The sequence below is a fragment of the Alkalisalibacterium limincola genome (assembly GCF_008017755.1).
Taxonomy (GTDB): Bacteria; Pseudomonadota; Gammaproteobacteria; order Xanthomonadales; family Xanthomonadaceae; genus Alkalisalibacterium; species Alkalisalibacterium limincola.
This window is the reverse complement of the sequence record NZ_VRTS01000009.1, coordinates 1-21,559: the sequence shown is the minus strand read 5'-3', so window position 1 is coordinate 21,559 and position 21,559 is coordinate 1. Positions and strand designations below refer to the sequence as shown.

At 68.0% G+C, this 21,559-nt stretch carries 22 protein-coding genes and 2 pseudogenes; 8 read left to right on the top strand and 16 right to left on the bottom strand.

What is annotated here, in order from left to right; genetic code table 11:
• Window positions 1-40: 40 nt before the first annotated feature.
• The 6 genes from FU658_RS11950 to FU658_RS11930 form a co-directional block, all read right to left on the bottom strand.
• A complete protein-coding gene (locus FU658_RS11950) occupies window positions 41-889 on the bottom strand; it encodes a DUF502 domain-containing protein (RefSeq protein WP_321167747.1) in 849 nt (282 codons plus the stop codon).
• Window positions 886-2,928: a bifunctional serine/threonine-protein kinase/formylglycine-generating enzyme family protein gene (locus FU658_RS11945; RefSeq protein ID WP_187266089.1), complete on the bottom strand. Its 2,043-nt coding sequence runs from the start codon at window positions 2,926-2,928 to the stop codon at window positions 886-888. The genes FU658_RS11950 and FU658_RS11945 overlap by 4 nt, the downstream gene beginning before the upstream one ends.
• Complete coding sequence (locus tag FU658_RS14520; RefSeq protein ID WP_187266088.1) at window positions 2,913-3,080, bottom strand: hypothetical protein; 168 nt, start codon at window positions 3,078-3,080, stop codon at window positions 2,913-2,915. Before FU658_RS14520 ends, FU658_RS11945 begins: the two co-directional genes overlap by 16 nt.
• Window positions 3,081-3,221: 141 nt before the next feature.
• Window positions 3,222-3,689: a DUF4442 domain-containing protein gene (locus tag FU658_RS11940; RefSeq protein ID WP_255505579.1), complete on the bottom strand. Its 468-nt coding sequence runs from the start codon at window positions 3,687-3,689 to the stop codon at window positions 3,222-3,224.
• Between the two features lie 14 nt (window positions 3,690-3,703).
• Entirely contained in the window at window positions 3,704-4,591 is an 888-nt protein-coding gene (locus FU658_RS11935; protein WP_147892289.1) for a tetratricopeptide repeat protein, read from the bottom strand.
• A 58-nt stretch (window positions 4,592-4,649) separates the two neighbouring features.
• Window positions 4,650-5,891 (bottom strand): metal-dependent hydrolase family protein, encoded by a 1,242-nt coding sequence (locus FU658_RS11930; RefSeq protein ID WP_222708443.1) that lies wholly within the window; start codon window positions 5,889-5,891, stop codon window positions 4,650-4,652.
• A 215-nt stretch (window positions 5,892-6,106) separates the two neighbouring features.
• On the opposite strand from FU658_RS11930, the pseudogene leuS reads away from it, so the two are divergent.
• The 7 genes and pseudogenes from leuS to rlmH all read left to right on the top strand — a co-directional run bounded on the left by leuS (window position 6,107) and on the right by rlmH (window position 11,999).
• A pseudogene (gene leuS / locus FU658_RS11925) lies at window positions 6,107-8,738 on the top strand (leucine--tRNA ligase).
• A gap of 5 nt (window positions 8,739-8,743) precedes the next feature.
• On the top strand, window positions 8,744-8,968 hold the full coding sequence (locus FU658_RS11920) for an LPS-assembly lipoprotein LptE (protein ID WP_147892288.1): 225 nt from the start codon (window positions 8,744-8,746) through the stop codon (window positions 8,966-8,968).
• 19 nt (window positions 8,969-8,987) lie between these two features.
• Window positions 8,988-9,236: an LPS-assembly lipoprotein LptE gene (locus FU658_RS11915; RefSeq protein ID WP_147892287.1), complete on the top strand. Its 249-nt coding sequence runs from the start codon at window positions 8,988-8,990 to the stop codon at window positions 9,234-9,236.
• Window positions 9,237-9,240: 4 nt separating this feature from the next.
• Window positions 9,241-10,254, top strand: coding sequence for a DNA polymerase III subunit delta (gene holA / locus FU658_RS11910; RefSeq protein WP_147892286.1), 1,014 nt, complete (start codon window positions 9,241-9,243; stop codon window positions 10,252-10,254).
• Entirely contained in the window at window positions 10,254-10,940 is a 687-nt protein-coding gene (gene nadD, locus FU658_RS11905; protein WP_147892285.1) for a nicotinate-nucleotide adenylyltransferase, read from the top strand. The genes holA and nadD overlap by 1 nt, the downstream gene beginning before the upstream one ends.
• A 90-nt stretch (window positions 10,941-11,030) precedes the next feature.
• Entirely contained in the window at window positions 11,031-11,474 is a 444-nt protein-coding gene (gene rsfS / locus FU658_RS11900; RefSeq protein ID WP_147892284.1) for a ribosome silencing factor, read from the top strand.
• Between the two features lie 54 nt (window positions 11,475-11,528).
• On the top strand, window positions 11,529-11,999 hold the full coding sequence (gene rlmH / locus FU658_RS11895) for a 23S rRNA (pseudouridine(1915)-N(3))-methyltransferase RlmH (RefSeq protein WP_147892283.1): 471 nt from the start codon (window positions 11,529-11,531) through the stop codon (window positions 11,997-11,999).
• Between the two features lie 15 nt (window positions 12,000-12,014).
• Here the strand turns inward: rlmH and FU658_RS11890 are convergent.
• A pseudogene (locus tag FU658_RS11890) lies at window positions 12,015-13,692 on the bottom strand (alkaline phosphatase).
• Window positions 13,693-13,829: 137 nt separating this feature from the next.
• Here FU658_RS11890 and FU658_RS11885 point away from each other — a divergent pair.
• Complete coding sequence (locus tag FU658_RS11885) at window positions 13,830-14,516, top strand: class I SAM-dependent methyltransferase (protein WP_147892282.1); 687 nt, start codon at window positions 13,830-13,832, stop codon at window positions 14,514-14,516.
• On the opposite strand, the gene FU658_RS11880 is transcribed toward FU658_RS11885, so the two are convergent.
• The 9 genes from FU658_RS11880 to FU658_RS16085 all read right to left on the bottom strand — a co-directional run bounded on the left by FU658_RS11880 (window position 14,485) and on the right by FU658_RS16085 (window position 20,219).
• Window positions 14,485-15,285: a polysaccharide deacetylase family protein gene (locus FU658_RS11880; protein WP_147892281.1), complete on the bottom strand. Its 801-nt coding sequence runs from the start codon at window positions 15,283-15,285 to the stop codon at window positions 14,485-14,487. The two genes, FU658_RS11885 and FU658_RS11880, sit on opposite strands and share 32 nt — an antisense overlap.
• Window positions 15,286-15,289: 4 nt before the next feature.
• Window positions 15,290-16,009, bottom strand: coding sequence for a COG4648 family protein (locus FU658_RS11875; protein WP_147892280.1), 720 nt, complete (start codon window positions 16,007-16,009; stop codon window positions 15,290-15,292).
• Between the two features lie 46 nt (window positions 16,010-16,055).
• The gene (locus FU658_RS11870; RefSeq protein WP_147892279.1) at window positions 16,056-17,192 is read right to left on the bottom strand and encodes a serine hydrolase domain-containing protein; all 1,137 of its coding nucleotides are present in this window, start codon (window positions 17,190-17,192) and stop codon (window positions 16,056-16,058) included.
• Window positions 17,193-17,206: 14 nt separating this feature from the next.
• Complete coding sequence (locus tag FU658_RS11865; protein ID WP_147892278.1) at window positions 17,207-17,518, bottom strand: hypothetical protein; 312 nt, start codon at window positions 17,516-17,518, stop codon at window positions 17,207-17,209.
• A gap of 27 nt (window positions 17,519-17,545) precedes the next feature.
• On the bottom strand, window positions 17,546-18,151 hold the full coding sequence (locus FU658_RS11860) for a class I SAM-dependent methyltransferase (RefSeq protein ID WP_255505578.1): 606 nt from the start codon (window positions 18,149-18,151) through the stop codon (window positions 17,546-17,548).
• 149 nt (window positions 18,152-18,300) lie between these two features.
• On the bottom strand, window positions 18,301-18,660 hold the full coding sequence (locus FU658_RS11855) for a VOC family protein (protein WP_147892277.1): 360 nt from the start codon (window positions 18,658-18,660) through the stop codon (window positions 18,301-18,303).
• A gap of 200 nt (window positions 18,661-18,860) precedes the next feature.
• Window positions 18,861-19,139, bottom strand: coding sequence for a hypothetical protein (locus FU658_RS11850; RefSeq protein WP_147892276.1), 279 nt, complete (start codon window positions 19,137-19,139; stop codon window positions 18,861-18,863).
• Between the two features lie 95 nt (window positions 19,140-19,234).
• Window positions 19,235-19,594 carry a cupin domain-containing protein gene (locus FU658_RS11845; protein WP_147892275.1) on the bottom strand — a complete coding sequence of 120 codons (360 nt, stop codon included), beginning with the start codon at window positions 19,592-19,594 and terminating at the stop codon, window positions 19,235-19,237.
• Window positions 19,595-19,700: 106 nt separating this feature from the next.
• A complete protein-coding gene (locus FU658_RS16085; protein ID WP_147892274.1) occupies window positions 19,701-20,219 on the bottom strand; it encodes a DUF2199 domain-containing protein in 519 nt (172 codons plus the stop codon).
• Between the last annotated feature and the right edge of the window lie 1,340 nt (window positions 20,220-21,559).

Below are 21,559 nucleotides of genomic sequence, written 5' to 3'. Positions count from 1 at the left end.
GGAGTCTAACCAAGCAGGCGCCCCGGCTGCGCCGCGGGCTTCAGCGGCGCACGCCCTCCGGGTCGGGCGGCAGTGGTGGCTCCGGCGGGTCGAGCGCGGGTCCTGGCTCCGCGGGCGTGCCCGCAGCCGACGTGACCGGGTCGCCGCTGGGGCTCCCCGGGTCCGGCGCGTCCTTGGGCAGCCCGCCCTTGTCCTTGGGCGGCGTGAACGGAATTTCGTCCGGGCTCACCGCGCCTCCGGAGATGATGAAGGCCATCGCCTGGTCGACCGTCCATGGCGTGGGCGTGAGCTGCTCGACCGGCACGATCTCCAGGTAGCCCGAGGTCGGGTTCGGCGTGGTCGGCACGTACACGGCGGCCAGCTCGCGACCGGTACCTTCCTCGTGCAGTATCCGCGTCACGAGGCCCACCACCTTCATGTTCTCCTTCGGGAAGTCGATCAGCACCACGCGCTGCGTGCTCTCGGGCTTCTTCTGCAGCATGGTCAGCAGCTTCTTCGTGCCGCCGTAGATGGTCTGCACCAGCGGGATGCGCTCGAACAGGCTGTCGATGAGGGTGAGCAGTTGCCGGCCCACGACCCGGTTGGCCAGCCAGCCCAGCCCATACAGGAACGCCAGTGTCAGCAGCACCGCCAGCGTGAAGCGGATCCATTCCTGCTGCACGATGTGGCCGCCGGGAATCATCCATGCGAACACCGCCAGCATCGCATCCACGATCGGCTGGCCGAGCCGCGAAAGCTGGCGCAGCACGAACGAGAACACGATCCACGTCAGCCACACCGGGAACACGGTCAGCAGGCCGGTGAGGACGTATCGCTGCAGGTGCGGGATGCGCAGCGCACGTGCGCGACGGTAGAACTCCCGCCAGGGGTCGGATCCGCGACTGCTCATGGTCGAACCCTCACGTTGTCGCCGGGGCGCAGTTCGCGCACCAGCCGGAAACCCACTTCCTGGTGGCCACGTTCGGCCGGGAAGTCCCGAGTCTGCGACGGGCGCTCGCCCGGCGCATCCCGCCAGGACTGCCCACCCACCAGGTGGCGCGAGCAGTCACCCGCACAGTCGCGAAGCCATTCGGCCACGTTGCCGTTGAGGTCCCGCAGGCCCAGGGCGTTGGCTCCGAAGCGGGCCACGCCCAGCGTACCGCGGGTGTCGCCGCAGGCCAGCCGCGCATTGCCGCACTGCCCGGCAGGCATGCCGGCGGTCATGCGCCGCCAGTCCGCCGCGCTGGGCAGCTGCAGCCGCATGCCCGAGCGCGCGCCGAGCCACTGGGCGTAGCTTGCCGCGTCGTCATGGCTCACGCACACCACCGGGTGGTCGGAGGATTGCTCGAACGGCGGATCCCGCCAGGTCTTGCGCGCGAACACGCGCACCAGCGAGGCCGGCAGGTGGCAGTTCGACGAGCCGCGGGAGGTGCCGGTGGCGAAGGCACCGTACTCGCCCTGGGTGACCGGCCGCGGCATCGCCGCCAGCGCCGGCCGGCCCGGTGCACCGGGGGCCACGAACACCAGCGGCACGCCACCCTCCAGTGCCTGCCCCGGGCGCGGCAGGTCCGGCAGTGGATCCATCAGCGGCAGCAGCTCCGGGTGGCCGGGGTCGATCGTCGCCACCAGCTCGCTTGCCGCCACGCCATCGGCGTGGTCGAAATTCGCCGCCGCTGCCCGCAGGCGGGTGGCCAGGGCTTCGCGCACCGTGGCGCGGAACTCCCGCCAGGCCTCGCCGGTGGACAGGCCGGTCGAAGTGGCCAGCTCGCGCGCCCGGGCGAAGCCGGTCTGGGCCTGCCCGGGATTGCGCGCGGCGATGTTGGCGGCCACCCGGGTGGCCAGCGCAGCCAGCGTCCGCTCCAGGCCATCCACCACGGCCGGGTCGTCCGGTGCCTGTCGCCAGGCCTCGGTCCAGGTGTCGGCGGCGTTCGCGTCGCCGGGGGCCAGCAGGTCGCCGGCCGCCAACTGCTCCTCGCCACGATCGATCAGGGCTTGCACCTCGGTACCTCCCGATGCCCCCGCAATGTCGTCTTCCTCCGGGGCGCCGCTGCCCTCTCCGGATTGCACCAGTGCCAGTGTGTCCTCCTCGACCGGCACCGGCTCGCCCCGGGGCAGGAGGGTCCACACCGCCCACACCAGCAACAGCGCCCCGGCCAGGCCGCCGGTGAAATACAGCACCGGACGGGCCCGGTGCAGCTGCAGCCGCGACATGGCCCACAGCCGGGCCCAGCGCTCGGTGCTGGCACTCTCGCGGCGCAGCTCCAGCCGCTCGAGCGCACGCAACATCTGCGAGGCATTGCGGAAACGGTCCTGCGGCGCCTTGGCCATCGCCTTGTCGATGAAGCCCTGCCAGTGCCGCAGTGTCGTCGGCAGCCGCGGAATCGGGTCCTGCGCATGCATCAGCGCCAGCGCCAGCGGCTCGCTGGCGTCGTAGGGCAGCACGCCGACCAGCAGCTCGTAGGCCATGACCCCCAGGGAATACAGGTCCGCGCGCCCGTCCACCTCTTCACCGCGCGCCTGCTCCGGCGACATGTAGCCGCCGCTGCCCAGCGCCAGTCCCGCCGTGGTGATGCGCGCGCTCGTCCGCTTGCTCAGCGCGATGCCGAAGTCGGTCAGGCGCGGCCGGTTGCTGGCGTCGAAAAGCACGTTCTCCGACTTCACGTCGCGATGCACGATCCCGCGCGCATGCGCGTACTCCAGCGCCGACAGCAGCGCCCTGAGGATCTCGAAGATCGCTTCCTCGTCGCCCTGGTAGTCGCGCTGCGACAGCGCACCGCGCGCAAGATAGGGCATCACGTAATAGGGCTGGCCGTCCTCGGTGCGCCCGACCTCGTGGATGCCGACGATCCCCGGATGTTCCAGCCGGGCGATCGTGCGGGCCTCCTGTTCGAAGCGCTTCTTGGCCGATTCATCGGCCAGCGCCTCGTGCGACATCACCTTGATCGCCACCTCGCGGTCCAGCGCTCCTGCACCGCCAGCCAGACGGTGGCCATGCCGCCACTTCCCAGGCGCCGCTGCATCCGGTAACCCGGGATCTCCGGGGCACCTTCTGGTGGCTTCATCACCATCGTGGTGAGGTTGTCTTGGCTGCTCGGACTCATCGTTCCAGCGTCGTCGGACTTGGCCTGCGCATCCACGCAGCCCGCTGCCGGAGCATAAGCCAGCACGGCGACCCAGCATAGGCGGCGCGCTTCGGCATCCGTGAAAGGAGGTTCAGCCCACGCCTCGGGCCCGCGCAGCGCTCAGGCGGCGTCGGGTGCCTTGCGATCGCGCTTGCGGCGCACGTACACCTGCTTTCGCACCCGCGCCACCACGTCCCCGGCCTCGTCCACCACCTCGGTGTCGAACCAGTGCAGCACCGCCCGGCCGTCGGCGGCCTGCTCGCGCAGGCGGCCCACCAGCATGGGGTCGAGCTTGAATTCCGCGTGCACCCGCCCGCGCCCGGGCTTGACGAACTCGATGCTGCCCGCCTTGTCCCACACCAGGTGGGCGGCCCCCAGGTGGCGCATCAGCAACAGCATCCAGAACGGATCGACCATCGCGAACAGGCTGCCGCCGAAGTGCACGTTGACGTAGTTGCGGTTGTACCAGCGCAGCGTCAGTTCCACCCGGACGTGGCTGAAATCGTCGGAGATCTCCCGGACCCGGATGCCCGAGAACAGGAACGGCGGCCACAGGTTCATGACCCAGCGCAGCGGGCGGGCTTTCACGTCCTGGCGTCCGCTCAGAAAAGGATGCTGGACATGCGTCGACGGAACCGGCTGACCAGCGCCGGGTCCTCGATCACCGTGAACGCATCGATCAGCGCCTTGCGCGGCAGGCCTTCGCCATAGTCGCGGTCGGCCTGCAGCAGGGCGATGAGCTGCTCGAGGCCGGCTTCGCTCTCGCCGTCCACGATCAGGCGCAGGCCCAGCAGGTGGCGCGCCTCGTGGTCGGCCGGGTCGGCCGCGACACGAGCGTCGAGTGCCTGGCGCGGGGGCGCGCCCTCCAGCTTCCGGGCAAAGCCCAGGCGCGCCTGGGCTTTGCGCGCCCGGTCGTCGGTGGCCAGGTTGGCCGGCAGGCCATCCAGCAACGCACGGGCCTCTTCGGTGCTGCCACCGGCACGCAGCAGCGCCAGCGCCAGGTCCAGCTTGAGTTCGTCCTTGTCGGGTTCGGCCGCTACTTCCGCGCGCAGACGTTCCACCTCGGCGGCCGGGTCCACCGGCGCCTCGGGCTCGGCTGCGGTCGCGTCCGCGTCCAGCGCCTCGGCGCCGGCGATCTTCACCTCCGGCTCCACACCATGCTGCGCCAGGAAGGCCTTGAGCTGGCCCTCGGGCAGCGCCTGGGCGAAGCCGTCCACCAGCTGACCTTCCTTGACCAGCATCACCGTCGGCACGGAGCGGATCTGCAACGCGGCCGCCAGCTGCTGTTCGGCGTCCACGTCGACCAGCGCCAGCTCGAACGCGCCACCGTAGTCGCGCGCCAGCTTCTCCAGCACCGGCTTGAGCTGCTTGCAGGGCCCGCACCACTCCGCCCAGAACTCAAGCAGCACCGGCACCTTGAGCGAGCGCTGGATCACGTCGCGCTCGAAGGTGGCTGCGGTGGCGGTGAAGACGTGGCTGGGCTGGTTCATCTCAAGGGGCTGTCCAAGACGGGCGATCCTAACGAGTTGGGGTCGCCGGGCCGCGGCTTCAAGCGCCTTCGCCGGTTCCGCCATCCCCGTCGTGGCGCACCACGGCGCCGGACTTCATCACGAAGCGCACCTCGCGCACCGCCTGGATGTCCTCGACCGGATTACCCTCCACGGCAATGATGTCGGCGCGCCGGCCCACCTCGGCGGTGCCGATTTCCTCCGCCAGGCCCAGCACCTGCGCCGCATTGAGCGTGGCGGTCTGCAGCGCCTCGCCGGCGGGCATGCCGGCCTCCACCATGAACACGAACTCCTCGGCATTGTCGCCGTGCAGGCTCACGCCGGCGTCGGTGCCGAAGGCGATCTTGACCCCGGCGCGGTAGGCGCGCGCCAGCGTGTCCTGGATCAGGCCGCCGATCGTGGCTGCCTTGGGCCGCACGATCTCCGGGTAGTACCCATCGATGCGCGACTTCGCCTGCACGAAGCGGCCGGCGCTGATGGTCGGCACGTACCAGGTGCCGTGGCGCTTCATCAGCGCGAAGATCTCGTCGTCCATGTAGGTGCCGTGCTCGATCGACGCCACGCCGCCCTCGATCGCCCGGCGCATGCCTTCCTTGCCATGCGCGTGCGCGGCCACCGTGTAGCCGTAGTCGGCCGCGGTCTCCACCACCGCGCGGATCTCCTCGACGGTGAACTGCGGGCCGTCACCCGAGCGTGCGTAGCTCAGCACGCCGCCGGTGGCGGTGATCTTGATCGTGTCCGACCCGTCCTGGTAGCGCTGGCGCACCGCCTGGCGCGCCTCGTCCACCCCGTTGACCACCCCCTCGGCCGGTCCCGGCGTGCCGACCAGGCTGGAAAAGCGCCGGTTCAGGCCATTGGTCGGGTCGGCGTGGCCGCCGGTGGTGGCGATCGACTTGCCGGCCGCATACACATGCGGACCCACCGTGGTGCCGTCGTTGATCGAGTCGCGCAGCGCCAGCGCCGTCTCGCCACCCAGGTCGCGCACGCTGGTGAAGCCGGCCATCAGCGTGCGCTGGGCGTAGTTCACCGCGCGAAAGGCGAAGTGCTCGGGTTCCAGCCGGAAGCCCTCGGTGTAGCGTCCGGGACCGGATTCGGTGCCCAGGTGGACGTGCAGGTCGATCCAGCCCGGGCTGCAGCTCAGCCCGGACAGGTCCAGCGCGTCCATGCCCTGCGGCGCCTGCAGGCCACGGTTCACGGCGGTGATGCGGTCGCCATCCACCACCAGCGTGTGCGGCCCGACCATGCGGCCCTGGCGCGCGTCGAACAGGTCGCCGCACAGCAAGGCGGTCTGCGCCTGTGCCGCGTGGGGGGGCCACGAGGGCGATCAGGACGGGCAGGGCGGCGGTAAACGGGGTCGGGCGCATGGTGGACCTCCAGCAGGGACTTTGCGGAGTCTAGCCCGCCGCGCGGCACCACGCGGCCCTGCCAATGGTCACGCCGCGTTGCCGCTGCGACGCCGGTTGGGTAGTCTGGCGGCCTTATCCTGCCTGCGCTGCCATGACCTCCAACACCGCCACCACCCCGGCCCCGGAGGCCGGGGCCTACGATCCGCGTCCGATCGAAGCCGCCGCCCGCGAATTCTGGGACCGCACCCGCGCCTTCGAGGTCACCGAGGACGCCGGCCGCGACACCTTCTATTGCCTGTCCATGCTGCCGTACCCGTCGGGCGCGCTGCACATGGGGCACGTGCGCAACTACACCATCGGCGACGTCATCAGCCGCTTCCAGCGCATGCAGGGGCGCAACGTGCTGCAGCCGATGGGCTGGGACGCGTTCGGCCTGCCGGCCGAGAACGCCGCGATCAAGCACAAGACCGCGCCGGCGAAGTGGACCTACGCCAACATCGAGCACATGCGCGGCCAGCTCAAGGCGCTGGGCTACGCGATCGACTGGTCGCGCGAGTTCGCCACCTGCGGCCGGACTACTACCGCTGGGAACAGTTGATGTTCACCCGGCTGATGACCAAGGGCCTGGTCTACCGCAAGGACTCGGTGGTGAACTGGGATCCGGTCGACCAGACCGTGCTGGCCAACGAGCAGGTCGTCGATGGTCGCGGTTGGCGCTCCGGCGCCATCGTCGAGAAGCGCTCGATCCCGCAGTGGTTCCTGAAGATCACCGACTACGCGCAGGAACTGCTCGACGGCCTCGACACGCTCGAAGGCTGGCCCGACGCGGTCAAGACCATGCAGCGCAACTGGATCGGCCGCTCCGAGGGCCTGCAGGTCAGCTTCGAGGTCGAGGCGCTGGCCGAGCCGCTGAGCGTGTTCACCACGCGCCCGGACACGCTGATGGGGGCCACCTACCTGGCCGTGGCCGCCGAGCACCCGCTGGCGAAGTGGGCCGGGGCCGGCAAGCCGGCGGTGCACGAATTCATCGAGGAGTGCCGCCGCGGCGGCACCGCCGAGGCCGACATCGAGACCGGCGAGAAGAAGGGCATCGACACCGGCCTGTTCGCCATCCACCCGATCAGCGGCGACAAGCTGCCGGTGTGGGTCGCCAACTTCGTGCTGATGGGCTACGGCACCGGTGCGGTCATGGCCGTCCCGGGCCACGACGAGCGCGATTTCGAGTTCGCCACCCGCTACGGCCTGCCGATCCGGCAGGTGGTGCAGGCCGGCGATGAAACCTACGACCCGGCCACCTGGCAGGACTGGTACGCCGACAAGACCCGCGATGACCTCAAGCTGGTGAACTCGGGTGAGTTCGACGGACTGGGTTTCCGCGAGGCCTTCGACGCGATCGCCGACGCGCTGGGCAAGCGTGCGCAGCGCCGGGTCAACTTCCGCCTGCGCGACTGGGGCGTCAGCCGCCAGCGCTACTGGGGCTGCCCGATCCCGGTCGTCTACTGCGAGCACTGCGGCGCGCTGCCGGTTCCGGAAGACCAGCTGCCGGTGGTGCTGCCCGAGGACGTCGAGTTCATGGGCACCGGTTCGCCGATCAAGGCCGACCCGGAATGGCGCAAGACCACCTGCCCCAAGTGCGGCGGCCCCGCCGAGCGCGAGACAGACACCTTCGACACCTTCATGGAGTCGAGCTGGTACTACGCGCGCTACACCTCGCCCGGTGCCGACGGCCTGGTGGATTCGCGCGCCAACCACTGGCTGCCGGTCGACCAGTACATCGGTGGGATCGAGCACGCCATCATGCACCTGCTGTACTTCCGCTTCTTCCACAAGCTCATGCGCGACGAGGGCCTGGTGGACAGCGACGAGCCGGCCAAGCGCTGCTGTGCCAGGGCATGGTGATCGCCGAGACCTACTACCGCGACAACGCCGACGGCTCCAAGGAATGGTTCAACCCGGCCGACGTCGAGGTCGAGCGCGACGAGCGTGGCCGCGTGAGCGGCGCGAAGCTGGCCGCCGATGGCCAGCCGGTGCACGTGGGCGGCATCGAGAAGATGTCGAAGTCCAAGAACAACGGCGTCGATCCGCAGTCGATGGTCGACCGCTACGGCGCCGACACCGTGCGCCTGTTCTCGATGTTCGCCGCCCCGCCCGAGCAGAGCCTGGAGTGGAACGAGGCCGGCGTCGAGGGCATGGCGCGCTTACTCAAGCGGCTGTGGAACCTGGTCGACAAGCACGTGGCCGCCGGCACCGCGGCCGGGCAGGGCACGCCACGGGCGTCCACGCCCGAGGCCCGTGCGATCCGCCGCCAGCTGCACGAGACCATCCGCAAGGTCGGCGACGACTACGCACGCCGCTACAGCTTCAACACCGCCATCGCCGCGGTGATGGAGCTGCTCAACGCGCTGGCGAAGTTCGAGCCCGCCGACGCCGACGGCCAGGCCGTGCGGCAGGAGGCGCTGGAAGCGGTGGTGAAGCTGCTCAACCCGATCACCCCGCATGCAAGCCACGCGCTGTGGCAGCGCCTCGGCCACCCGGAGGCGCTGATCGAGGACCTGCCCTGGCCGCAGGTCGACGAGGCCGCGCTGGCGCGCGATTCGCTCACGCTGGCCGTGCAGGTGAACGGCAAGTTGCGTGCGACCATCGACGTGGCGCCCGACGCCGGCAAGGAAGCGGTCGAGGCCCAGGCCATGGCGGATGCAAACGTGCAGAAATTCATCGAGGGCAAGACCGTGCGCAAGGTGATCGTGGTTCCCGGCAAGATCGTCAACATCGTGGTGGCCTGATGGGCATGTCGCGGCTACTCCTCCTCGCCCTGGCGCTGTGCCTTCTGGTGGCCTGCGGTTTCCAGCCGCGTGGCGCGCTGCAGGTGCCGCCCGATGTGGGACCGCTGCGCGTCGATTCGCGCGACCCCTACAACCCGGTGGCCGCCGGCCTGAGCCGGGCGCTGCAGCGCGCGACGTGCTGGCCGCACCGGGCACGACCAGGCCACCGGCACCCTGCGCCTGGTCGATGAGCGCTGGGTCGACGGCCCCTTGCTGGTCGACGACACCGCGCGCGTGCGCGAGTGGGCCACGCGCTACGTCGTCACCTTCGAGCTCAATGCGGCCGATGGCGAGGTCGTGATGCCCCTGCAGGCGGTCGAGCTTTCGCGCGAGTACGCCTACGACGCCACCGCGGCCTTCGGCACCAGCGAGGAACAGGACGTCATCCGCGAGGAACTGCAACGCGACATGGTGGCCGCCATCCTGCGCCGGGTGGACGCAGCGCTGGGCAGCCGCTGATTCCATGGGCGGGCCCTCGCACCAGGAACGCCAGCCGCTCAAGCCGGTCCACCTGGTGGCAGGCAACGAGATCCTGCGGGTCCAGGAACTTGCCGATGCAATCCGTGCCCGCGCTCGGGCCGAGGGGTTCCTCGAGCGCGAGGTCTTCGACATCGACGAGCGCTTCGACTGGGACCAGATCGAGGGCAACCTCAGCGCGCTGAGCCTGTTCTCCACCCGCCGCATCTTCGAGCTGCGCCTGCCGACGGCCAAGCCGGGCAAGGCCGGCGCCGATTTCATCGTCAAGTACTGCGACAACCCGCCACCGGACACGCTGCTGCTGATCATCGGCGGTGAATGGAGCAACAAGCACGGCGGCAAGTGGAGCCAGGCCGTGGCCCGGGTCGGGCATGCCGCCACGCTCACGCCGCTGCGTGGCGACGAACTGCCGAATTGGCTGCGTGCGCGGATGCAGCGCGCCGGGTTGCAGGCCGATGCCGCCGCGGTGTCGGTGCTGGTCGAGCGGGTGGAAGGCAACCTGCTGGCGGCCGCGCAGGAGATCGACAAGTTGGCGCTGCTGCATCCCGGCGCACGCCTGGATGCCGAGTCGATGGCCGCCGCCGTCGCCGATTCGGCCCGCTACAACGTCTTCGGCCTGATGGAGGCCACGCTGGCCGGCGATGCACGCCGCGCCGTGCGGGTGCTCGCCTCGCTGCGCGCCGAGGGCGAGCAGGTTCCCGGCCTCATGGGCTGGGTCGTCACCGAGCTGCGGCGCCTGGCGATGCTGGCCGGCGTGCAGGCTGCCGGGGGCAACATGGCCCAGGCGTTCCGCGCGGCCAACGTGTGGGATTCGCGCAAGGCGGACTACCTCAAGCTGCTGCGCCGCCACCCGCCCGCCGTGTGGGAGCGCTTCGCGATCGAATGCGGCCGCATCGACCGCATGTCCAAGGGGCGCGAGGACGGCGACGCGTGGCTGGCGCTCGAGCGCCTGCTGGTGGCCGTCTCGCAGTCGCGCGCCGCGGGGCTGGTCGGCGCCTGATGGGCGCGCTGCGCATCGTTTTCGGCGGCACCTTCGATCCGGTCCACAACGGCCACCTGGCTGTCGCGCGCGAAGCGGTCCGACACTTCCACGCCGACGTCCACCTGCTGCCTGCCGCCGATCCACCGCACCGCCCGCCACCCCGGGTCGATGCCGCCCAGCGCGTGGCGATGCTCGAGCTGGCCCTGCGCGGCGAGCCGCGGCTGCACCTGGACACACGCGAACTCCGACGTGCCGGCCCGTCCTACAGTGTCGACTCCCTGCTTGAACTGCGCCGGGAACTCGGTCCGAACGCGCCGCTGGCCTGGCTGGTCGGCGAGGACGCGTTCGCCGGCCTGTCGCGGTGGCACCGATGGCGCGAGCTGCTCGGCCTGGCCCATTGGATCATCGCCCAGCGCCCGGACACGAAGGGGCAGGTGAGGGAACACGTCGCGGACATCGAGGCCACCTGGCCCGCCGAGCTTCGCGCACACGCCGGTGGCCACTGGGTCGAGGATCCCGGCCAGCTGCACCAAACCCCGTCCGGGCACCTGGCCCGCCTGCAGCTGCCACCGCGTCCGGAGTCCGCCACGGGCGTGCGCGAGCGCATCGCAGGGGGAGGGGACTGGCAGCAGTGGGTTCCCTCGGCGGTGGCGGCCCATATCCGCCGCCATGGCCTCTACGGCGTTGCCGCGGACCGGCAATAGACCCGTGCCGACGGCCATCGCGACGCCCCGCGCCTGCGGGGGATATAATTACCCCTTCCCCTGTATATGCCCCCTCGAGGTGGTTAGCACTTGAGCACCGAAGCCAAGGTCATCAAGACCAAGATTCCCGATCCAGCCCCGTCCCCCGAAGTCCTCCTGGGCCTTGTCCACGAAGCCCTGGCCGAGATCAAGGCCAAGGACACCTCCGAGATCGACGTCCGCGGCAAGACCAGCGTCTGCGACTACATGCTGATCGCCTCGGGCACCTCCAGCCGTCACGTCAAGTCGATCGCCGATGAAGTGATCCGCTTCGTCAAGAAGGCCGGCATGCAGCCGCTCGGCGTCGAGGGCGAGCGCGAAGCAGAGTGGGTGCTGGTCGACCTCGGCGACGTGCTGGTGCACATCATGCTGCCGCGGGTGCGCGAGTTCTATGCGATCGAGCGCCTGTGGACGGTCGGCGACCAGCCGCCCGGCGAAGGCGACGACGAGCTTGCATCCGAAGACGACGACGTCGACGGCGCACGCCGCGCCTGAAGCGAAGGCGATGCGCCCGGACACCTCATCCGGGCCATCGGCGCGCGTGTCGCGATGAAGGCCCGCCTGATCGCCGTCGGCGAGCGCGCTCCCGACTGGGTCGCCACCGGTTACGCCGAATACGCCAAGCGCCTCTCGCACTGGCTGCCGCTGGAACTGCACGAGGTCACGCCGGGTCGTCGCGGCAAGGGCCTGGATCCGGCGCGCGCGATGGCCGACGAGGGTGCGAGGGTGCTTGCCGCCCTGCCCAAGGGCGCCCTCGTCGTTGCGATGGATGGGCGCGGCAAGGCCTACAGCTCCGAAGCCCTGGCCGAACGCCTGGAGGCCTGGCGCCACCAGGGTCGCGACCTGGCCTTCCTGATCGGTGGCCCCGAGGGCCATGCGCCGGAGATCGAACAGGCCGCCGACGAGCGCTGGTCGCTCGGCCCGCTCACCCTGCCGCACATGCTGGTGCGCCTGCTCGTCGCCGAGCAGCTCTACCGCGCCGCCAGCCTGCTCGCCAACCACCCCTACCACCGCGCCTAGGCGCCGTGGGGTGATTCAATCCGGCAGTTCGCCGGGTCTGAGCAGCCGTGCCGGCACGCCGTTCTCGCAGGCGCCGGCGGCGCACAGCAGCCCGCGCAGCGCCGGCGTTGCCTGCACCATGATGTGGAACAGCACGTGCTGCTCCAGCACGCCGCGTGCCGCGCTGGCACCGGGCCCGCGGGCGTACAGCGGCACGTCCTCGCCGCCGTGGGTCTCGCTGCCCAGCGGCACCATCGCTTCCTGCAGGTAGTCCGGGTCGGTCGTGTCCACCCCGCTCAGGTCCGGTCGGCCGCCACGGCTGGCCTCGAAGTTGCTGCCGGCGTGCAGGAAGCGCTTGGGGCCCTCGGGCTGCGAGGCGCTGGCACCCGCGTAACCCGGGCCATTGGCATAGCTCAGCGTGGTGTAGGGCTGCAGCGTGCCATCGAGCGCCAGGCGCGTGGCGCCCGAACGCGACCCGACTTCCACCTTCCCCAGTATCGGGTTGCCACGGCGGGGGTAGCCGGCGAAGCTCAGCACATGGCTGTGGTCGGCGGTCACCAGGATCAGCGTCTCCCGGGCGTCGGTCATCGCATCGGCCACCGCCACCGCGTCGGAAAACGCCACCGTATCGCTCAGCGCACGGAACGCATTGCCGAAATGATGCGCGTGGTCGATGCGCCCGCCTTCGACCATCAGCACATAGCCGCCCGGTGCGTGTTGCAGCCGGGTGATGGCGGCCGCGGTCATTTCCGCCAGGCTCGGCTCTCCGGCGCGGTCGCGCGGTCGATCGTGCTCGAACTTCATGTGGTCGGGGTCGAACAGGGCCAGGATGGGCCCCGGCGCGGAAAGGTCGAGTGCCTCGAATTGCTCCTGGTTCCACGCCCAGCGGCCGGCCGGATGCCGGTCCCGCCACTCCTCGACCAGGTCGCGCCCGTCGCGGCGCAGGCCGCGGCGCTGCGGGTACTCCGGGTCGGACTGCCCCGCGGGAAGGAACATCAGCCGCCCACCGCCCATCACCACGTCCAGCCGCGAGCCCACGTCGGACTCCACCAGCTGGCGGGCAAGGTCGGAACAGCCCTGCGCGCGGGCGGTTGGCGAAAGCTGCGCGTCGGATTCCCAGCCGCGCTCCGGGCCGTGCGCGAAGACCGCCGCCGGGGTGGCGTGCGTGATGCGCGTATTGGTGACGATGCCGGTGCCCATGCCGGCGCGCTGCGCCAGCGCCATCAGGCTGGGCACTTCGGTGCCGTGTGAATCGGCGCACGCGGCGCGCGGTGCCTCCGAGTCCACGCCGATCACACCGGCCCGCGTCTTCACACCGCTCATCATCGCGGTCATCGTGCCGGCGGAGTCCGGGGTCTGCTGGTCGGTGTTGTAGGTCTTCACCAGCGCGGTGTGGTCGAACGCCTCGAACGCCAGCAGGTGTTCCTCGCCCGGTTGCCCCTGCTGCTGTCCGGCGAAGATGCGCGCCGCCGACACCGTGGCCACCCCCCATGCCGTCACCGATGAAGAGGATGGCGGTTGCGCGCCGCGTGGGTGTCGGCCCCGCGCTGCTGCGCGCCGCCGCGCCGCTGAGGAACCACCACTCCGGGGTCTCCCCCGCGCGCCCGTCGGCGGGCGGCACCTGCAGCGGTGCGGAAGGCGTCGCAGGGGCCGAAGGGGCGCTGGCGCATCCGCCGGCGCACAGCACCAGCAACATCAAGGCGTAGGACTTCATGGGTTCGCGGTTTGCTGGACAACGGGCGATTATGGCCCCTGCACGATGTCAGGTCAGTGACGCAGCCGGCACCGACTGGCGTTGCCTTGCCACGCATTGGCGGCGATAGTCTGCGCTGCCATCTTGCAGGATCGATCGTGCCCGACCTCGACGCCGCAACGCCTGCACCCCTTGATGCCGCGGCACGCGATGCCCTCGCGCGGGCGTTCCTGCCCAGCCGCTGGGACTACCACTACGCGCGCTCGAAACTGTCCTCCGACCCGCTTTACGACGGGGTGGCCGGCGCGCTGGCGGGCTCGCGGGGACCGCTGCTGGACCTGGGTTGCGGCCTGGGCCTGCTGGCGCACCACCTGTCCGCGGTCGGTCTTGATCTGGCCTACTCCGGTGTCGACAACGATGCCGGCAAGATCGCCCGTGCCACGACGGCCGCAGGCAATGCCGGGCTCCGCCAGGCGCACTTCGACTGCATCGATCTTTCGCGCGGCCTGCCCGCGCACAGCGGCAGCGTCACCATCCTGGACGTGTTGCAGTTCCTGCCACCCGAAGCCCAGCAGCCGCTGCTGCGTGAGGCCGCGCGGCGCGTGGCCCCGGGCGGCCGGCTGGTCATCCGCACCGGGCTGGCCGGCACCTGCTGGCGCGCGCGGGTCACTCGGGGCGTGGACGTGCTTTCGCGCGCCATCGGCTGGATGAACGCCGGGCCGCGTCGCTACCCCGAGCGCGCGCAGCTTGAGTCGTTGCTGGCACGCGAAGGACTGTCCACCCGCTTCCAGCCCCTGTGGGGGCGCACCCCGTTCAACAACTGGCTGGTGGTGGCGTCGCGCTGAGCGTCGGCAGCACGCAGCGGTAGCCTCGTTCCGACAGCGCGTCCAGCACGCGCGTGATGATCTCCACACTGCGGCCGTGCGCCGCCCCCTCGTGCAGCAGGATGATCGCGCCGGGCCGCAGGTCGCGCAGGATCCGCCGCACCACCACCTCGGGGTCGGCCGTCGTCGCATCGAAGCCGCGTGCACTCCAGCCCACGCGCACCAGCCCGTGGCGCGCCAGCACCGGCGCCACGAACGGGTTGGCCATGCCGACCACCGCCCGGAACAGCCGGGGCGCCGGACCCAGGGCGGACAGCGTCAGCTGGGCCTGCCCGATCTCCCCGGCGATCGCCGACGGGGGCAGCGCCCAGAACCACGGGGCCGGGTGGGACTGGCTGTGGTTGCCCAGCTGGTGGCCGCGCGCATACAGCGCCGCGACCGCATCCGGGCGGCGGCCTGCGCGTTCGCCCACCACGAACCAGGTGGCCTTCGCCTGGTGCCGGTCCAGCACGTCCAGCAGCGCGGCGGTGTCCGGCGAGGGGCCGTCGTCGATCGTCAGCCACACTTCCCGCGCCTGGGTGTCCAGGCCTGTCGCCACCGCCCCCAGCAGGGGTGACGCCGGTCGCAGCGTGCCCCACAGCAGCGCCAGGTGCGATGCCGCCACCAGCGCCAGCGCGGGCGTCCAGTGTCCGGCCACGGCCATCGCGGCACCCGCCAGGTGTACCAGCACCAGCATGGCCCAGGTCAGCGGTCGCCACGAACGACGGATGCGCAGCCCTGGGCCGGTCATCGACTCACCCCGCCAGGTCGCGCCATAGCGCGGGGAAGGTCGTGCGCATGCGGTCGATGAAGTCGAACACGCTGCGGAAGCGGTGCCTTTCCCCGGGAAAACGGAACCATCGCCACACGTACTCCCCGGCCATGAATCCCACCACCAGCGTGAAGCTCAGGAAGTTCGCCACCAGCGACCACACCGTTCGCGGAACGCTCACCGGCGGAACATAGCCGGCCAGCTCCAGCACGCCGTCGGGCGTGGCCAGAAGGGCCAACGTCGCATTGGTCGTGGCGATGGCAGCCAACAGCAGCGCCCACATCAGCGTCAGCGTCCGGGTATAGGCCGCGATGTCGGCGGGCAGGGCCGGCGGGCGATCGTGGAGGTGCCAGACCAGCCGGCTGATCAGCGGTTGCCTGCCGGGCATCAGCGTGCGGCCGAAGAACCATGCCAGCGCCAAATACAGCACCACCGGCGGCAGGAACAGCAGCATGCCGGCCTCGGCCACCTCGCCGGCACGGCCCAGCAGCGCCAGCGTGAGCAGGGTCGCGGCGCACACCAGCCATGCCCACGCCCGTCCGGCCAGCAGCGGCGCCGACAGCACCAGCAACACCAGCACCGACAGTGCCGCGCAGATCAGCGCCACGCTGCCAAGGTGGACGCCCAGATGGGTCAGGATGGGGTAGGCGAGGGCCAGCGCGGTGACGGCCAGCGCGCGGCCCCGCGGCGGGGTGTCGGTCATGGCGGGCAGTTTATCCCGCCGGCGTCGACCCGAGAGGGTCGTCGTTTCAAAAGACGACCGATGCCAGTTCCCGAGCTGCGTCGTTCGCACCGAGTTGGCCCGAATTTCCGACAACGATGATCAGCACGTCCTCGTCGACGTACATGCGGAAATCCGCCTCGAAGATGCGGTTGAGGCTGCCATCGTGCCCCACCATCCGCGTGCCCCTGCGTGTCGTGGAGATCTCCCACCCGTATCCGTAGGCCGAGGCGATCTGCCCGTCCGCCGGAACGAACGGAGTGGACAGCTTTGCCACCTGAAGCGGGGAAAGCACCACCCCTCCGGTCAATGCCGCATGCCATCCATGCAGATCGTCGATCGTCGAAAGCAGGGCGCCCGAGGCGCGGTTGCACCACAGCGGTCCATGGGCTCCCCAGAACAGCTCGTGGAAGGTTCCCCAGCGGGTCCCGTCCTCGCGATACCCCACGGTCATGGGCTCGCCGTCGGGCCATGTCCGTGTCGAGTATCCAGTGGCGTACATGCCCGATGGGTGGAACAGGACGTCCTTGAGGTAGGTCTCGAAGTCCATGCCCGAGGCGATCTCGATGACCGCCCCCAGCAGTTCGTAGCCTGCGTTCGAGTAGCCGTGTCCCTCGCCTGGCGCGAACAGCAGGTCTGCCCGCATCGCCCGGGAAACGAATTCATCGCGGTCGACGTGCCCGGCCTCCCGACGCGAGCAGGGCACCACCGTCGTCGGGATGCCTGCCGTATGCGTAAGCAGTTGTTGGATGGTGATGCCGGCGTGCGAATCGGGCAGGTCGGGAAAGAACCTGGCGATCGGATCTGACACCGAGAGCTCCCCGTCCTGTTCAAGCCTGAGGATGGCCGCGGCGGTGAACTGCTTCGCGACCGACGCGATCGGAACGACGCTGGTGGGCGTCATCGGGATTCGCCTCTCCCGGTCCGCGAGCCCATAGCCCTTGCGCAACACGGTCTCCTCGCCGACGGCGACCAGCACCGCGCCGGAGAATCCACGCGAAACCAGCGAATCCAGGCGTGCTTCCAGGACGCGCTCCAGTTCCAGCGGGGACTGCGTTGCATGGGACGGCGGGAACGGGTCGGCAAGGTGCGCGCACGAACTCGCCAGAAGGGCGATCGCGATTGCCGACGCAGCCGAGCGCGTTGTGCTCGTGACACGTGCCATGTTGCAGTCGTCCACTACGGCAGGGTGAATTTCCGGGTGGCGCGCAACGGCCAGAGGGTGGTGAAGCGTGCGCCACCCACCAGGCGAAAGGCGGCCGAAACCCCATTCACGACGCCCAGTTCCTCCAGCACGCCCTTGGCACGTCGAAAGGATTGCCGCGGATCGGCCGTCAGCACGAACAGGTTGATCTCCTTGGCGCTGACGTCGTAACCATCCACCACGGCGCCGCCACCCAGCACCGACTTCAGGTCGTCCTCAATGGTTGCAAGGAAGGCCTCGCTGTCCAGCGACTTTCTCCAGAACTTGATGACGAGTTGATAGTCCATCGAATCGGCCAGGCATGAAGTGGGATGCTACAACGGCCTCGCAACGGCGATGTGGCCAACGCGACTGCCCAGGCGGCCCAGGGGGGTGAACTCCTCCAGCTCGAATCCTGCAGACAGGAGCTGCGCCTTGAACTCGGCTTCGTAGGTGACCCGGCCGAAATCGATACTCGTGACCCACTTCAACATGGGCTTGAGGATCTCCATCAAAGGCGCCGATTCCATCTGGACGGTCAAGGTGCAATAGATGCGCCCGTCCGGGCCCAGCAGCGAGCGGCAGTGACGCAGCGCCTCCACGGGATCGGGCAGGAGCATGAAGCTCCCCGAGAAGCACACCGCGTCATACGGACCGCCACGATGATCGTAGATGGATTCCAGGCGCGCTTCGGCGCGATCCTCCAGCGGGGAGCCACGAAGCCTTTCCCGGGCCCTTGCTACGTAGTCGACATCGATGTCGATGCCGGTGATGTGGAAGCGTTTCCGCCTCGCCAGATCGGCATTCGCCACCAGCGCGCCGGCCGTTCCGATGCCCACGTCCAGCAGCTTGGCACCTTCGGGAATCCGGCCCAGCATCTCCGCATACCACCGGGATGTGAGCCTGAGGATTAGCGTGTCGTAAATGAAGCTCCGGATCATCGGCTCACGCTGAACGCAGTCCTGTGCTGTCCTGTCCCGTCACGGGCCAGCTTCCACGAAGAAGCCACGGGCGCTGGTTGTGCTCGAAACCAAGTTTTGCATAGTACTCGTTGGCATTGGGTGCGGCCAACAACGCGGCGGACAAGAACTCAGGCCTCATCGGGCCCCCAGACAGCGAGCTCATTTCCGCCCGGCTCCGTGAAGTGAAACCTGCGCCCACCTGGGAATGAAAAGATTGGCTTGACGATGCGTCCGCCAGCCTCCTGGACCTTTTCGAGCGTGCCTTCGAGGTCATCACTGTAGAACACGAGAAGCGAACCGCCGTTGTCGGTACGCGAGGCCAACCCTGACTTGAAGAAGCCACCGTCAAGGCCCTCGTTGGAGAAAGCCGCGTACTCGGGGCCATAGTCCACGAACGACCATCCGAACGCTCGGTGGAAGAAGGCCTTCGTCGCCGCCAAGTCCTGCGAGGGGAATTCAACGTAATTGATCTTTTCGTGTTGCGGCATCTCAATCTCCTGAGGACTGACACCCAAGTCCAGCGGATACGCCAGCGCCAATTGGCGAATCCGCTGAAACGCGAAGGTAGGGGTCAGCGTGGTCTGTACATGTACTGCCTAACGCTTGTCGTTGTTCCCAGTGGAAGAGCGAGTCGCCACACTGCGCCGCTCCACAGTCTCTATCGCTGTCTGATTCTCAACCTGACGCACTAGCGGAGAATCCCGACTACGCACTGGCCAAACGCAGCTGTCTCCTCGGAGCGATCGACTTCAGTGCCATCGGACACGGACATCTCACCGGACAGGGCCGGGGCTGACCCCGTAGCGTCAATACTGCCGATGATTTCGAACGAGTAGACCTTTCCCGCCGGCAGCAGCGCGGCGCATTGCTCGAGTGTGCGGGGGCTTTCCTGAGAAGCGATGGCCGTTGCCACGGTTGCTGCCACGATGCCGGCAGCAGCGATTGCAGTTGCTACCAAGATGCGCATAGAGCCTCCAAAACAAGAAGTTGCGGTTGAGGTAGGTTGCGGCCTAACACCTGAGTTAAGCCGTGCCGCGAAGCGGCATCGGCTTGAATGAATTGTCAAGGCGGTCCCGACACATCAATGCGATCGCCGGCTGTGGTTGGAGACGAGATGACCAGAAATACTACATCTGCGTCCGAGTAGTTGACGAACCGATGGGGCGTGTTGGGCGGCACGTGGAGCCCTTGATTTGGGCCGAACGTAACCTTTTTGTCTCCGAACTCCATAGTGGCTGTACCAGACAGCACATAGAAGAACTGGCGCGCCCGTACATGAAAGTGCGGAGCTTCTCCGACCGACGGAGGAACCCGCTCTTGGATGACGCTAAGCGCCGGGTCTTTGAGCAAATGCCAGCCATCGCACACACCACCCCACGTGTAGTGCTCCGCTGTGGAAATGTCTGACACGTCTTGAGCCATAAACCGGTTTAACACCCAAGTTAAGCGAATCCCCCGCCGCTAGGCGATGTTTTCCGCTGGAATGCGCAGTTAGGCGTGGCAACAAAAAGGTGCATGGGAATCGCCGTTAGGCTGCACTGCGATTGAAGTGGCCACAAGCATGAAGAATCTCGTGATGCCGCTCAGCGGTTATGCCTTGTCGTTGGTCTTGGGCCAGTTGGTGTTGGTCGGCCGCAGCAAAGTGGAAGCTTGGACGCTGGCCAGTCGCACCGAACCTTGCGAGCACGCTGAGGCCTAAGGTGCCCCCGTATCCCGCGATATTGTTCGCCAACTTTGCAGCAAAGCTGGGCTCCGTCGATAGGTCTTCGAAGAATCCCCGGACGTACCTGTCGTGATCCTCCTGAGAAACCTCGACCCAGACCCCCCAGCAGAATTCGCCTTCCGAGTCTGTGAATGGAAGGGGAGTAACTCCGCGTAGAAAGAAGCGGGACTCGTCAAGCGCGCATAGGTCCGAATTACTCCTGCACCGCAAGTAGCGTTCCAGATAGCTAAGGTCGTAAACCTCATCGGGAAGGCCATACGAGTAGTCGAGCGGAAGCCCGCTGTGTTCTTGTCCGCACGTTGCGCATACGAAAGAGTCTGTCATTGGTCTATTGGCCCAACACCTGAATTGAGCCGCGCCGCGAGGCGGCGTCGGCTTGGACGAAATTGTTAGGTGCCAAACGGCATGGCGCGACGCTGCTCCATGCGACACCTAAAACTCAAGTTCAGCGGAACCGCGCAGCGGCTTCCGCTGAAACGCGAAGTTAGACGCCGTCGGGACCACGAAGAGCTCGCTCTTCGGGTTCGACGGCGGGCTCCGTATCGAACTCGATCGTCTTCACTGATCGCTCCACACAGAGGACGAAATCGTCTAGCGGAAAGAACACATTGCGGCGGGAGTAGAAAAAGCTCGGCCAATCAGTACCCGGTCTTGAAGGCTGGTGACGGACGTCATCTGAACTGCAGCGAAGTCTTTCTGCCTCGTCGGATCCGAGGGCGAGAAACAACCTGGTTGGGCCCTCAAAACACTCCTCCGTCATGAAAAGGGGCACCACAATCCAGTAATTGGTGTGAGAGCTGTGCGTATGTTCGCAACTTCTGGCGTTTGTGGCCTGAGACGAGGCGGCGACTAGAACTCGCTGGCCAATCAACAACGGCTCGAAAGAACAAAGGGAAAAATCTCCTGTTGGGCCGTCCTGGGAAAGTGTCAATTCGGTCGCAAGATCGTAGAGGAACCGGCCGTCTTGCAGCGTCTCTCCGCTCCTGATCGTGGCCACGGCAGCGAAGCTTGAGTCTGCGAATGACTGCGTGTAGTTGGAACTGTTGACCGCCCTCGCAAAAAGTGACGTTGGAAGCCACGCGCTGATGACTAGCAGAAGTATGGTGAAAAGCGTCCTGACACTCATGGGGCTCATGGCTAACACCCAAGTTGAGCGGAACCGCGTAGCGGTTTCCGCCGATACGCGCACTTGGGTAGATCGGCAGCGCCTCTATCCATGGCAGGAGGCCATTGCACGAACGGAGTAGCCCCCCTCGGCGGGGGCGTGTGCAACAACCATAATGATTTCTTCCACATGATCTAGCTCATATGAACCGGAGCACAGGGGTTGGACATGCTGCTCCAACTCTCTTCGAACTCTCTTCAAGCTCTGTCCGCTGCGCCCTACGTGCATCACGCGGAACAGCTGAGGGGACAATTGTTCACTGGAAAAACCGGGAGTCGTCAGGTCGAAGGGTGCGGGGGACAGCATGGGTGCGGTGTGGCAACCCGAAAGCAGAAGCATCAAAACAAAGATTGCCGTCTGAAGCCTCATCTGAGTGCCTAACACCCAGGTACAGATGAATCGCGCAGCGGTTGGGACTTCCTACGCAAAAGTGGACACTCTCGGGTTAGGCGCATTGCTCGTACTCGGCCGGAGATTGGTATCCCAGGGCGGAGTGTAG